Source organism: Mucilaginibacter sp., from assembly GCF_028288105.1.
Lineage (GTDB): Bacteria > Bacteroidota > Bacteroidia > Sphingobacteriales > Sphingobacteriaceae > Mucilaginibacter.
The window spans coordinates 1-12,057 of record NZ_JAQBOI010000223.1 but is presented as its reverse complement, the minus strand read 5'-3'; the positions used below and the strand labels follow the sequence as shown (position 1 = coordinate 12,057).

At 40.9% G+C, this 12,057-nt stretch carries 15 protein-coding genes and 1 other RNA gene; 9 read left to right on the top strand and 7 right to left on the bottom strand.

Annotated features, from left to right (window positions below; all coding sequences use genetic code 11):
• The first annotated feature begins 14 nt into the window (after positions 1-14).
• Positions 15-989, top strand: a complete 975-nt coding sequence (locus JWQ85_RS15245; RefSeq protein WP_299469462.1) for a polyprenyl synthetase family protein — start codon at positions 15-17, stop codon at positions 987-989.
• Between the two features lie 10 nt (positions 990-999).
• Positions 1,000-1,404, top strand: a complete 405-nt coding sequence (locus tag JWQ85_RS15240) for an energy transducer TonB (RefSeq protein ID WP_299469460.1) — start codon at positions 1,000-1,002, stop codon at positions 1,402-1,404.
• Between the two features lie 49 nt (positions 1,405-1,453).
• On the opposite strand, the gene JWQ85_RS15235 is transcribed toward JWQ85_RS15240, so the two are convergent.
• On the bottom strand, positions 1,454-2,251 hold the full coding sequence (locus tag JWQ85_RS15235) for an NIPSNAP family protein (RefSeq protein ID WP_299469457.1): 798 nt from the start codon (positions 2,249-2,251) through the stop codon (positions 1,454-1,456).
• Between the two features lie 214 nt (positions 2,252-2,465).
• Between JWQ85_RS15235 and JWQ85_RS15230 the strand changes: the two genes are divergently transcribed.
• The gene (locus JWQ85_RS15230) at positions 2,466-4,064 is read left to right on the top strand and encodes a M1 family metallopeptidase (RefSeq protein ID WP_299469456.1); all 1,599 of its coding nucleotides are present in this window, start codon (positions 2,466-2,468) and stop codon (positions 4,062-4,064) included.
• Between the two features lie 355 nt (positions 4,065-4,419).
• Here the strand turns inward: JWQ85_RS15230 and rpmA are convergent, their stop codons facing one another.
• The 5 genes from rpmA to JWQ85_RS15205 all read right to left on the bottom strand — a co-directional run bounded on the left by rpmA (position 4,420) and on the right by JWQ85_RS15205 (position 7,620).
• Positions 4,420-4,842 carry a 50S ribosomal protein L27 gene (gene rpmA / locus JWQ85_RS15225; RefSeq protein ID WP_299469454.1) on the bottom strand — a complete coding sequence of 141 codons (423 nt, stop codon included), beginning with the start codon at positions 4,840-4,842 and terminating at the stop codon, positions 4,420-4,422.
• Positions 4,843-4,891: 49 nt separating this feature from the next.
• Positions 4,892-5,200 carry a 50S ribosomal protein L21 gene (gene rplU, locus JWQ85_RS15220; RefSeq protein WP_067059538.1) on the bottom strand — a complete coding sequence of 103 codons (309 nt, stop codon included), beginning with the start codon at positions 5,198-5,200 and terminating at the stop codon, positions 4,892-4,894.
• Between the two features lie 68 nt (positions 5,201-5,268).
• Complete coding sequence (locus tag JWQ85_RS15215; protein ID WP_299469451.1) at positions 5,269-5,772, bottom strand: hypothetical protein; 504 nt, start codon at positions 5,770-5,772, stop codon at positions 5,269-5,271.
• A 39-nt stretch (positions 5,773-5,811) separates the two neighbouring features.
• Positions 5,812-6,186, bottom strand: coding sequence for a four helix bundle protein (locus JWQ85_RS15210; RefSeq protein ID WP_299469449.1), 375 nt, complete (start codon positions 6,184-6,186; stop codon positions 5,812-5,814).
• Positions 6,187-6,246: 60 nt separating this feature from the next.
• Positions 6,247-7,620: a dicarboxylate/amino acid:cation symporter gene (locus JWQ85_RS15205; protein ID WP_299469447.1), complete on the bottom strand. Its 1,374-nt coding sequence runs from the start codon at positions 7,618-7,620 to the stop codon at positions 6,247-6,249.
• Positions 7,621-7,668: 48 nt separating this feature from the next.
• On the opposite strand from JWQ85_RS15205, the gene JWQ85_RS15200 reads away from it, so the two are divergent.
• The 4 genes from JWQ85_RS15200 to JWQ85_RS15185 are packed head-to-tail and all read left to right on the top strand — an operon-like array spanning position 7,669 to position 9,840.
• Positions 7,669-8,196, top strand: a complete 528-nt coding sequence (locus tag JWQ85_RS15200; RefSeq protein WP_299469445.1) for a hypothetical protein — start codon at positions 7,669-7,671, stop codon at positions 8,194-8,196.
• Between the two features lie 44 nt (positions 8,197-8,240).
• Positions 8,241-8,738 (top strand): RNA polymerase sigma factor, encoded by a 498-nt coding sequence (locus JWQ85_RS15195; RefSeq protein WP_256537009.1) that lies wholly within the window; start codon positions 8,241-8,243, stop codon positions 8,736-8,738.
• Positions 8,725-9,315 carry a hypothetical protein gene (locus tag JWQ85_RS15190; RefSeq protein ID WP_299469442.1) on the top strand — a complete coding sequence of 197 codons (591 nt, stop codon included), beginning with the start codon at positions 8,725-8,727 and terminating at the stop codon, positions 9,313-9,315. Before JWQ85_RS15195 ends, JWQ85_RS15190 begins: the two co-directional genes overlap by 14 nt.
• A 3-nt stretch (positions 9,316-9,318) precedes the next feature.
• A complete protein-coding gene (locus JWQ85_RS15185; RefSeq protein ID WP_299469440.1) occupies positions 9,319-9,840 on the top strand; it encodes a GNAT family N-acetyltransferase in 522 nt (173 codons plus the stop codon).
• A 65-nt stretch (positions 9,841-9,905) separates the two neighbouring features.
• On the opposite strand, the gene dinB is transcribed toward JWQ85_RS15185, so the two are convergent.
• Positions 9,906-11,090, bottom strand: coding sequence for a DNA polymerase IV (dinB, locus tag JWQ85_RS15180; RefSeq protein ID WP_299469438.1), 1,185 nt, complete (start codon positions 11,088-11,090; stop codon positions 9,906-9,908).
• Positions 11,091-11,161: 71 nt separating this feature from the next.
• On the opposite strand from dinB, the gene JWQ85_RS15175 reads away from it, so the two are divergent.
• Both JWQ85_RS15175 and ffs read left to right on the top strand, forming a co-directional pair.
• On the top strand, positions 11,162-11,785 hold the full coding sequence (locus JWQ85_RS15175) for a 2'-5' RNA ligase family protein (protein WP_299469436.1): 624 nt from the start codon (positions 11,162-11,164) through the stop codon (positions 11,783-11,785).
• 167 nt (positions 11,786-11,952) lie between these two features.
• Positions 11,953-12,051, top strand: an RNA gene (gene ffs, locus JWQ85_RS15170) — signal recognition particle sRNA small type.
• Positions 12,052-12,057 lie beyond the last annotated feature (6 nt).

The following is a 12,057-nucleotide window of genomic DNA, read 5'->3' as shown; positions in this document are numbered from 1 at the left end:
TACAATCTCAAAGCATGAGAAAACTTGAAGATCTGCAGTCGTTGATTGCAAGCTCCGTATCTGAATTGAAATTCCCTGAATATCCCGCGGAATTATACGAGCCAATAAAGTATATACTGGCATTGGGTGGTAAACGTATGCGCCCTGCTCTGCTCCTGATGGCCTGCGATTTGTTTGGCGGCGATGTAGAAGCCGCCCTTCCTCCTGCCCTTGCCATCGAGGTGTTCCATAACTTCACGCTGATGCATGATGATATTATGGACAATGCCCCAAAAAGGCGTGGCAAAACTACTGTTCACGAGAAATGGAATAACAACGTAGCCATTTTATCGGGCGATGTAATGCTGATTGAAGGCTATAAGCTGATGATGGAGGTACGCGAGAATATACTGCGCCAGGTGCTGGACATTTTTAACGATACCGCTGCAGGTGTATGTGAAGGTCAGCAACTGGATATGACCTTTGAGACCAGTAATAATATCAGCATAGAGGAATACATCAACATGATCCGTCTTAAAACGGCGGTTGTATTGGGTGGCGCTTTAAAGATAGGCGCGCTGATAGGCGAAGCTGATATAAAAGACGCGGAATTGCTCTGCAAGTTTGGTGAATACCTGGGGATAGCTTTCCAACTGCAGGACGATATATTAGATGTATACGGCAACCCCGAAAAGTTTGGCAAGCAGGTTGGCGGGGACATTATCTCCAATAAAAAAACATACCTGCTGATAAAAGCGCTTGAACTGGTTAAAGGTACGAATGCTGAAGAACTGGCCCGCTGGATAACCTTTACCACTTTTGATCCGGCAGAAAAGGTTACCGCCGTTACCGAAATCTATAACAGCGTAAACATACGCCAACACGCCGAAGCAGAGATGCAGGCTTATGCCGAAAAAGCTTTTGAAGCATTGGATAATATTAACCTGCCCGAAGAAAGCAAACAATACCTGCGCGATTTTGCAGATGGGTTGTTGGTGAGGGAGTATTAAATTTTAATATATGAAGAAAATTTTATTCATCGCTATTTGCAGTATTGCATCAATTACTACAAAAGCGCAAACCAATTTACCGTCTATAACGGATACTACCGTGTTTGTGGCAGTTCAACAACCGGCCGAGTTTCCGGGTGGTAGTGGTAAGCTTAAAAATACCATTAACAAATCTTTTAGATATCCTGAGAATGCACGCATTAACAATATTCAGGGGAAAATACCTGTCATGTTTGTAATTGAAAAAGACGGAAGTGTTAGCCATGCAAAGGTTTTAAAAAGCATGACGGCAGATACCGATGCTGAAGCAATACGGGTTGTTAGCAAATTGCCAAAGTTTAAACCTGCTATGCAAAATGGGCTTCCTGTAAGGTTTGAGTATGTAGTTGAAGTGAGTTTTTATTTGGCTAATTAATAAGAGACCCGAACCTATCTTATCGCATTAAAAACAGCATCCCAGGCTGCTAATTAATATCAGAATAATCAGCAGCATGACACAACAGTACTTCGGCACCCGAGATAGTATTACTATATTCTGGCATGGCCACTAATTTTTTCCATTCGGGAGAATTTACAAAAGCTTTCCAATGTGCATTTCTGGCATCCATATTTTCAAAGCTGGTCATGTACATAAGGTTGGGCATATGGCTGCCGGCCAATACAGCGGTATAAAAAACAGCATTAAATTCTAATCGTTTAAACAGGGGTATTTCTCCACCGGCATTAAACATTTTTACTTTACTGGCATATTTTCTTTCGGTTGGCCCCTCATAACTGCGCAATTCATAAATCCTATCTTTTACAGCAGATTTAAGGGCAGTCATTTCAAATTTAGGATGATCGGAAAATGCTTCCAGCAAAACTGTTTCTATCCGTTGATAAGGAACATTATTATACGCTGCTTCAAAATAGCTTTTTCCATCATTTGCCAGTGTAGCATCATTATCCAGTTTATTGGTGATATCATGAAACTGTTGCAATGATTTTAGGGGGATAAATACATAGATCGATCTTGTTTTATTAACATCATTGTCACTTGGTTTAAAAACCCTCATCGATTTTAGCATAGTTGTATCATTGGCAATTAGTTTGAAAACACCAACTTTTTTTATGCCCAGGCGGTGCAATGCCGGCAAATAGGCTGTTTTTAGAAAGGAATCAACCCGCGTTACTTGTGTATCATCTTTTAACCGGTAAATTTTTAACTGGTAAAAATCTTTTTTGCTTTGTGCGGCTACATTTTGCGTTTCAATAATTGCCATCAGTAAAAGGCAAATAAATCTTAAATAGTTAACTCTCATGCTATTAAAGGTTTTTTGTGTTCATAAAAGTATATAAAATTCCTTCATAATTTCTAATGTATAAAACCATTTTATATAAACAATAGCCGTCGTTTGTACATGTAAATTTTACAAACCTTATCTTCACAAATAGATCAACATTCTTATCTTTAAAAAAACAATCATTCCTTATCTGATGAAATATAGATCAAAAATAACCGTTGTGGCAATTATACTTGCCAGCTTTGGGTTGGGTGCCGATGCCCAAACATCCGGCGGCAAGCTTAAACCAGAGCAAGCCATAATGGACGTGCGCCATTACACCATTGCGCTAAACATTAATTTCCAGCAAAAATCAATTGATGGCTCTACTGTTATTGATGTGATAATGGCGCAACCGACTAAGGTATTGATCCTTGATCTATTGGATTCTTTGCACGTTAGCGCTGTTTCGGTAAATGGCAAAAAGGAAGTTTTTGACCATAAAAATGGTTTAATAACTATAAACCTTGCAAAACAACTGGCTGCCGGCAAAGCAAGCATTAAAGTAATATACGGCGGTAAACCACGCATTGCCAAAAATCCACCATGGGATGATGGTTTCACCTTTACACAAGACTCTACCGGCCATCCATGGTTAGCCGTTACTGCCGAGCAAACAGGGGGTAAGATTTTCTTTCCTTGTAAAGACCACCCATCCGACGAGCCCAACGAAGGTGCAGATATGCTGATAACCGTTCCGAAGGACCTGGTTGTTGCAGGCCCGGGTTTATTAAAAGGTGTAAGTAAAAAGGGTAACACTGCTACCTATCACTGGCAAACCAAATACAGCATCAATAACTACAGCCTGGTATTTAATGCCGGCGACTACACAGTAGTTAAAGGTAGCTATAAGTCGGTTGCAGGTAATACCGTTCCTGTTCAGTTTTACGTGTTGAAAGAACATGCCGGTAAAGGCCCGCACCTAGTTGATATGACCATTAAAGCTGCACAGTCAAAAGAAAAGTATTTTGGCGAGTATCCCTGGGCTAAAGAAAAACTGGGTCTTGTAGAAACACCACACCTAGGCATGGAGCACCAGAGCATGAATGCTTACGGCAATAAATTCAGATACACTAAAGTTGGCGGGCAGGATTTTGACTGGCTGATGTTTCACGAATTTGGCCACGAATGGTGGGGCAATAAAGTTACCGCACGCGACTGGGCCGACTACTGGATCCACGAAGGAATTGATACCTATGCAGATGCCCTGCCAATTCTGGACTTAGAAGGCAAACAAGCTTATATAGATCGTTTCAAGAAATCTGCATTTGGTATTCAGAACAAGCAACCCATTGTATTAGGTAAAGATATTGATGAAGCTTCGGCATATAATGGTGATATCTACAGCAAAGGCGGTTACTTTATGCATACACTGCATTATGTAATGGGCGACAGTCTTTTCTTCCCCACCTTAAAAGGTTTTGTGACCGATCCGAATTTCACATACGATCATCAGAATGTTACCGATGATGTGGAGCAGTATTTCAGCAAGGCTTACGGCAAATCGCTTAAACCATTGTTTGACTTTTATTTGCGTACAACCAATAAACTGGAAGTTAGTGTAAAGGCCCGTCCAAGAGATAAGTATTTGATCACCCTGCAAAATATAAGTACCGACCTGCCAATTGATGTAACTACAGATGCCGGCACAAAACGCATGGTAGTAACCCCCAAAGGTATAACCGTTGATAGCAAAACCACACCGGTTATTGATGCCGATGGCTGGTATTTAAAGAAGGTGATATTGGAGTAAAGAATAATTTCTCGCTAAGGCGCCAATTTTACTGATAGCGATGGGTTTATACCCATCGCTATTTTTGTTTCTACCGACTTATTGCTCCTACGGGACATCTTTTTTTTCTGCGTTAGGGATTGAAGCAGATACCGGCCCGTGGCTAATGCCTGTGCAGTATGAGCGTAAAGCCCGACCGTAGGGAACGCCCATAAAAGGCGATTAACGCGGCGATCTCGTCGGAAGCAAAGCGATCATGCAATGGCTATGAGATTGCCGCGTCGCTACGCTTCTCGCAATGATATTTTTGTTAACCCCACAAAAAAAGCCCTTATCAAATTGACAAGGGCTTTTTATATTGTGTGAGCTTCGCTTATTATTCAGCAGGAGCTTCTTCTTTTTTTGCTTTTGGCGCTGCTGCTTTCTTTGCTTTAGGAGCTTCTTCAGCCACTTCAACTTCTGCAACAGGTGCTTCAACTTTCTTTGCTTTTACTTCAGCTTTAACTGCTGGTGCAGGTGCTAAATCTTCTGCAACAGGTGCAACTTCAAAAGGGATAACAGAAACGTATGAACGGTTGTCTGCTTTCTTTTTGAATACTACATGACCTGCTTTTAATGCAAATAAGGTATGATCTTTACCGATACCTACGTTAAGGCCCGGGTTGTGTTTGGTACCACGCTGACGAACGATGATGTTACCTGCAATAGCTGGCTGACCACCGAAAATTTTGATACCTAAACGCTTGCTATGTGATTCGCGGCCGTTTCTTGAACTACCGGCCCCTTTTTTGTGTGCCATTTCTTAATTTCTTTTGTGACCCTAATGAATCGAGTCGGTTAAAATTTAATTATAATGTTATACCGGTGATCTCGATCTTGGTAAATTGCTGACGGTGACCATTTTTCTTCTGGTAACCTTTTCTGCGTTTCTTTTTGAAGATAATTACTTTATCACCCTTTAAATGAGACACGATCTTAGCTGATACTTTAGCGCTTTTCAAATCAGAACCTAATTTGAATTTACCTTCGTTTTCTGCTAACAACACATTGTCAAATTCAATACTAGCGCCTTCATCTCCCTGTAAACGGTGTACAAAGATCTGCTGGTCTTTTGCAACTTTAAATTGCTGTCCGGCTATACTTACTATTGCGTACATTGTTGATTAATTATTGTTTTAAATTTTGAGGTGCAAATATATGGATAGTTTTTAATAAAAGCAATCCCCTACTTGCTATTTCTTTGACGCGCTTCCGCATCGCTCAATATCTTTTTAATTTCTATTATCAGGCGGTCGTTGGCATCCTTCAGTTTATCGGCACCATTATAGGATGCATCGTACATCACTTTTTTAGTTTTACGCAGATAATTAAACTGTATCACATATCGGGGCACCCTACCCTTTACATCCGGGTTAAGCTCGTTTGACGGGAAATCCCAAAAACCCAGATCGGCTGCTTTACGATGCAGGTATAACAGGTCATCCTTGCTTAGTTTCATCTTTATTTTTACGATAGAGTCTTTTCGGTTCACAAACTGATATTCGCCGGTTTTAGAATCGTAAATATTGTTTAGCGTATCGCCATAACCATACTCAAACCGTATCGACTGAAATTCGGAGAACTTGTAAGGCGCGTTCTTGATCATCATGCCATAGTAATAGACACAGTACAATAAAAATGGCACCACAATGCTCATTATAAGGAATATTTTTTTAGAACGAGTATTCATGAGAGAATTATAGAATTAGTGATTTATAGAATTATTGATTTATTTTTTTTCTGATACGGTTTTTCTTGATGCTGAAACTATTTTGAGTATTTCATTCGCCTCTCTAAAAAGCGGCTCGATTTCTGAGGTCTGTACTATTCCTGCTTCTACAAGTATTTCCATCCAAAATACACTTTCATCGGCTTCTTCCACAACTATCGAAAGTTTTGAGTGAAATTCTGCTTGTGAACGTGCCCTGCAAACAGCTCTGTAGTTTGCGCCTACAGATGAAGAACAACGTAATAATTGTCTGCCTATTATTCTGGCCTCCTCAGTTTTCGGTAAGATCCTGAAAAGCTTTATATTATCAACTACAAATTTTTTTGTCCGTTTTTTTAATGATTCCGCAAAATCAACTCTTTCACTATCTGGCATAAATAACTATTAACATTATACTCAATCAATAATTCGATAATTCAATAACTCAATAATTGCTTAATTTTCCAGTTCTCCCTCCCACTTGCTTACTACAGCGGTTGCCATTGCGTTACCCAAAACGTTGGTTGCAGAGCGGCCCATATCTAATAACGGATCAATACCTATCAATAGTGCTAAACCGGCTTCGGGAATATTAAACATTGATATGGTACCGGCAATTACCACAAGCGATGCCCGCGGAACGCCTGCAATACCTTTACTGGTAAGCATAAGGATAAGCAACATAGATAATTGCTGCTCAAACGATAGATGGATATTATATGATTGTGCCAGGAATAGCGACGCGAAGGTCATATACATCATGGAGCCATCAAGGTTAAACGAATAACCCAATGGCAATACAAAGCTTACTATTTTGTTATGGCAGCCAAAGCGTTCAAGCTCCAGCAATACCTTTGGATATGCAGCCTCGCTTGTTGAGGTGCTAAACGCGATAAGCATGGCATCTTTAATACGGCCAACTAAATTAAATGCGCGCCCTTGTAATACTACCGACCCTGCCAGTATAATAACCAGCCATAATATCAGCAGCGAAAAATAAAACTCACCTATAAATATGGCGTAGGTAGATAATATGCCTAAACCCTGTTTAGCAATAATAGCTGTTATGGCCCCAAATACAGCTAATGGCGCCAACTGCATTACATAGCCGGTTATTTTTAAAATAACATGGGCAATGGCATCCATCGCTTTTATCACTATTTCGCCCTTTTCGCCTATGGCAGCGGTACCTACCCCAAAGAATAAGGAGAAGATCACTATCTGCAAGATCTCGTTATTGGCCATAGCCTCAATAAAGCTTTTAGGGAAAACGTGACCTATAAAATCGCGCAGTGATAGGGTTGTTTTTTCGATGCCGGTAGATAAATGGCTATCAGGTAAGGGCAAGTGCATGGCTTCGCCGGGTTTAAAAAGGTTAACCAATAACATCCCTAATAGCAGGGAAACAAGCGTAGCGCTTAAAAACCAAAGCAGCGTTTTACCGCCAATTCGCCCTACCGACCTAATATCACCCACCTTGGCAACACCCACCACAAGTGTGGTAAATACCAGCGGGGCAACTATCATTTTTATCAGCCTCAGAAAAATATCGCTTAAAACAGTGAAGCCAACCAGTTTGCCCTCGCGTTCAGCATCGCTTGCCTTGCGGATGGTTGCCTGCGCCTTGCGTTCCAGCTTTAACGCTTTGTATGTTGCTGTAGTGGTATCTGTGGCAACAACCAATTGCTCATCTATTGTTTTTATATTTACCTCGGCAGCGCTTAGTTTGGTATTAATATTGTTTATAACAGTAGCATTGTAAATGTATCCGGCTATTACACCTAATATTAATGCTATAAAAATGTACAGGGTTAGTTTGCTCTTCTGCATGTGTTTATTTGGTGCCGCAAAACTACAAAATTAAAAACTTTAATATCAATGACTATTACTACCTACGGCTTGCAACAAATAAAGAAAGAATTACAGCATTTGCCACAGGAGCAACTGGCCGAATTATGCCTGCGGTTGGTACGCTATAAGAAAGAAAACAAGGAACTACTGGCCTATTTATTATTCGAATCGCATAACGAGCAGGGGTTTATTGAAAGCATAAAAGCCGAAGCGGGCTTTATGTTTAGTCAGCTGCCGGCACAGAGTTATTTTACGGCAAAGGCATTGCGTAAAATACTAAAGATGCTTACCAAGTACACCAAATTTATCGGTAATAAAACAGCCGAAATAGAGCTGCTTTTAAACTTCTGCCAAAATTATCTGCAATATGTGCTTAGGCAAACATCGTACAAACCTATCCGGTTGATATTGATAAGGCAAATAGAAAAGGTGCGTGCTATAATTGGTAAGCTTCATGAAGACCTGCAATTTGATTATAGCCAGGAATTTAACAAGTTATTGGATGATGCCGATGACAAATTACCCTGGTTTAATAAAAAAAGTTACCTGTTGTAACATTTAAGCTGTTAATTTGTCAAAATAAAAATTAACTAATCCAGGTGGCAGATAGAGAAGACGCTTTCCGCAAAATTTACGAAGCCAATTCAAAGAAAATTTACCATTTGTGCTATGGTTATACCGGCGATGATGATGCCGCGAACGATCTGTTGCAGGAAACTTTTTTAAAAGTTTGGCAAAACCTTCACAAATTTCGTAACCAGGCGCTTATATCTACCTGGATATATCGCATAGCGGTAAACACTTGTTTAACTTATTTACGGTCAGAGAAACGCCAGGCCAAAGACGAACTTACCCCGCAAATTGCTGAAAATAAACGCGAAGAATTTTCAGAGAAAAATGAGCAGGTTGCTTTGCTGTATAAGTGTATATCAAAATTGGAAGAATCAGAAAGAATTATAATTACATTGGTGCTTGATGAAGTGCCGTACCCCGAAATTGCAGATGTTTCGGGAATATCAGAAGGGAATTTGAGGGTGAAGATATATCGCATTAAACAAAAATTGACAGAGTTATACAATCAATATGAAAGACTTTGATCATTTAATGTCGGTTTGGCAGGGACAGCCAAAAAAGGAACAGCTATCGGTAGATGAAGTGCTGAAGCAGGTAAAAAGCGGGGTACGCGGTTTAACAAACCGCATATACTGGAGTATTGTGGCTATGGTTGTAATAATAGCGTTCGCTTTTATTATTGCACTGTTTGGCGCGTTTAATTCATGGGTTACCACCGTTGGTATCCTGATAGTGTTATTTACAATGTTTATGTACCTTACACTTATTGTAAGGCATTATCACATTTTGAGCAAGCGCGACGCTACCGTAAACCCAACCGAATACCTCGACAGCCTTAAAGAATATCAAAAAAACCGAACCAAGGTTATTGGCTGGTTCTACTATATTTATACCTTATTGATAAGCGCCGGCCTTGCGCTGTACTTTGTAGAAGTGCTGCAAAATGCTTCGGGTATTTTTAAAGGGGTTACTTATGGTTCTATCATTATTTGGTTCTTGTTCACTACATTCTATCTAAAACCCCGAATGTTTAAAAACGAGGAAGAAAAACTTAACCTGATGATTGACAGGTTGGAACGTTTGCAGGAACAATTTGATTAAGTAATGGCCTCTCCTATCCAAATAAAAACGGTAATAACAGCCGATGCTGCAACCCTGCTTAATCTGAGTCGCAAAACTTTTTTTGATGCCTTTGCTCATTTAAACAACGCTGCCGATATGGAGGCGTATGCCTCAACAGCATTCACACTGCAAAAATATGAGGAAGAGCTTAGTAATCCCGATTCTCATTTCTACTTTGCCGTAGTTGATAATACAAACGCCGGTTATATAAAACTCAATTACAACACCGCCCAAACCGAACTACAGGACCCCAACGCCATCGAGGTGGAACGGATCTATATTCTTCAAGAATTTCAGGGGCAGCAAATAGGTAAACACCTATTAGATTTTGCCATACAAACCGCCATCGATAAAAAGTTTAGCTACGTATGGCTGGGTGTTTGGGAGCATAATAACAAAGCCATCAACTTTTATAAAAGCAAAGGTTTTATCCAATTTGGCAGTCACCCCTTTGTGCTGGGCACCGATGAGCAAACCGATATTTTGATGCGGAAGGAGTTGTAGATGTGCAAATTGCCGTATATTATTCATCTGTAATCCGCACATCTGCATATTTGCACATCTGTTCCCTACCCCTTCATAAACGGATTAAATGTCCTCGCACCTATCTCCATACCCGCAGCGCGGCAAACCGTTTTATCGCCAAAGCGGAAATTAATATTATCCATAGCCTGGTAAAGCTTTATACGTTCTTCGTTATCCTCAAAAAGGTTTATTTGATAACTGCCTGTACAAAGGTTGCTTAACTTCACACCTATCAGCCGGATTGGTCGGTGTTGGTTCCATGCTTTTGTGAGCAGGTTTTTAATGCCCGGTATCAGGATATGCTCGGCAGCGGTGAGGGCAATCTTCTGCTGTTGGGTATGCGTCTCAAAATTAGCATATCTGATCTTAATAGCCAGGCATGACGATACCTTATTCTCCCGGCGAAGCTTCCCGGCCAGTTCTTCGGTCATGCTCACTAATACATTTTCCAACGTACGTTTATCATTCACGTCGCTATGGAAAGTAGTTTCAGTAGAGATGGATTTACGGTCACTGTGGGGGATTATCTCGCTGTCATCTATTCCATTGGCCCTATTGTAAATGTATGTGCCAGCCTTACCAAAAACAGCCTCTAAAAACTTCAGGTTAACCCGTTGCAGGTCGCCAATTTTCTCGATGCCGTATTGGTAAAGCTTTTGGCAGGTACTTTCGCCAAGTCCAGGGATCTTGCCGATATTCAGCGGGGCTAAAAACTCTTTTTCCTTGCCGTGAGGGATCCACAGCTGTCCGTTGGGTTTTGCCTGGTTGGTAGCCATTTTTGCAACCGTTTTACCGGATGCCATACCAAAGGAAATAGGCAACCCGGTTTCGCGGATCACCTTTTGGCGAAGCTCGCAGGCCAGTTTAAACGGATCATGGAAACGTTCCATACCGCTTAGGTCGATATAAAACTCATCTACCGATGATTTTTGGTATAGCGGCACCATATTATGGATGATCTGCGTAACCTCACGTGAAGCCTCTGAATATCTGCCATGCGTGCCATGTATCACAATAGCGTGCGGACAAAGCTTCAGCGCCTGCCTTGTGGGCATGGCAGAATGCACGCCAAAAGCACGCGCCTCGTAACTGCAGGAAGCTACCACCCCCCTATCTGCCGAACCGCCTATGATAACGGCTTTGCCTATAAGGGATGGATTGAATTTACGCTCTACAGATACAAAGAATGAATCGAGGTCGATATGTACAATATGCCGCTTAGCATCCATGCACAAATATGAAAATATAATTTGAATTACTAAAATAATTAGCAAAATTTGTATCGATAATTCACAGATGTATGACCAGCTATGCCGACTATCTCTTCCTCCTATCCCCGCCCGAACCTATTAAGGAGCTTATTGGCAAATACAAAAAGGCATCAGCAAAACATATTGGTGAGTTTAAAAGCATGGATTCGCCGGCGCACATATCTATTATGCATGCAGAGCGGCAAAAGCCCTTCTTCGCCGACCATACCGTTACACGACTGGAGCAAACCTTAAACATTATGCCCCCAGTTTTACTGCATATTGATGGCTTTAAATATTTTCCGCATTTGCATAGTCAGTATACCATCTATGCCCATATCCGTATTACTCCTGCTGTTGATGCATGGTTCAGTCTGTTAAAGAAAAACCTCAGTATCAGGAAAACACTGGTGCCGCATATTACCGTTACCCGCAACATACCCGAAGCTGATTTTAATATCCTGTGGCCACACTTCCGCCACAAAAAACTGGTAGAGCCCTTTTGGATCAAGGAACTTAAAATTGTAAAACGCGAAACATTCGGCAGTTTCCCCAAATGGGAACCTTTTAAAACCTTCCGGTTTAAAGGGACAAAGAGTTTTGAGTATGTAAATGGGTTGGATAAACAAGTGGGTATGAGTGAAGAGGTAAGGAATCAGATAAACCTTTTCTAATAAACAGATAAAACCCTTGCGATAAATCAGCGCAAGTAATGTTCTCTTTTTGCGTCTTCGCGTCTTTGCGTGATAATATTCACCTGATAATCAACCAGTACGCTATTAGGTTTCCTTTTTTAATAATTTCTTAACCTAAAATGCATCCTTTTTCTATCTTTGCGGCGGGATAAGTCTTTTACGGCCAGCTCCTCTTGAACTCCCCCAGGGTGGGAACGCAGCAAGGGTAGAGAGTTGAGCGGCGCGATAAGAGTAGCTTATCCCATTTTTGT

Excerpts from the sequence above, each read along its gene's own strand:
- JWQ85_RS15245 (WP_299469462.1), top strand. The coding sequence starts at position 15 with ATGAGAAAACTTGAAGATCTGCAGTCGTTGATTGCAAGCTCCGTATCT.
- JWQ85_RS15200 (WP_299469445.1), top strand. The coding sequence starts at position 7,669 with ATGACTATTACTACCTACGGCTTGCAACAAATAAAGAAAGAATTACAG.
- dinB (WP_299469438.1), bottom strand. The coding sequence starts at position 11,090 with ATGGATGCTAAGCGGCATATTGTACATATCGACCTCGATTCATTCTTT.
- JWQ85_RS15210 (WP_299469449.1), bottom strand. The coding sequence starts at position 6,186 with ATGCCAGATAGTGAAAGAGTTGATTTTGCGGAATCATTAAAAAAACGG.
- JWQ85_RS15185 (WP_299469440.1), top strand. The coding sequence starts at position 9,319 with ATGGCCTCTCCTATCCAAATAAAAACGGTAATAACAGCCGATGCTGCA.
- JWQ85_RS15215 (WP_299469451.1), bottom strand. The coding sequence starts at position 5,772 with ATGAATACTCGTTCTAAAAAAATATTCCTTATAATGAGCATTGTGGTG.
- JWQ85_RS15235 (WP_299469457.1), bottom strand. The coding sequence starts at position 2,251 with ATGGCAATTATTGAAACGCAAAATGTAGCCGCACAAAGCAAAAAAGAT.
- JWQ85_RS15230 (WP_299469456.1), top strand. The coding sequence starts at position 2,466 with ATGAAATATAGATCAAAAATAACCGTTGTGGCAATTATACTTGCCAGC.
- JWQ85_RS15205 (WP_299469447.1), bottom strand. The coding sequence starts at position 7,620 with ATGCAGAAGAGCAAACTAACCCTGTACATTTTTATAGCATTAATATTA.
- JWQ85_RS15190 (WP_299469442.1), top strand. The coding sequence starts at position 8,725 with ATGAAAGACTTTGATCATTTAATGTCGGTTTGGCAGGGACAGCCAAAA.
- JWQ85_RS15240 (WP_299469460.1), top strand. The coding sequence starts at position 1,000 with ATGAAGAAAATTTTATTCATCGCTATTTGCAGTATTGCATCAATTACT.
- JWQ85_RS15175 (WP_299469436.1), top strand. The coding sequence starts at position 11,162 with ATGACCAGCTATGCCGACTATCTCTTCCTCCTATCCCCGCCCGAACCT.
- rpmA (WP_299469454.1), bottom strand. The coding sequence starts at position 4,842 with ATGGCACACAAAAAAGGGGCCGGTAGTTCAAGAAACGGCCGCGAATCA.
- rplU (WP_067059538.1), bottom strand. The coding sequence starts at position 5,200 with ATGTACGCAATAGTAAGTATAGCCGGACAGCAATTTAAAGTTGCAAAA.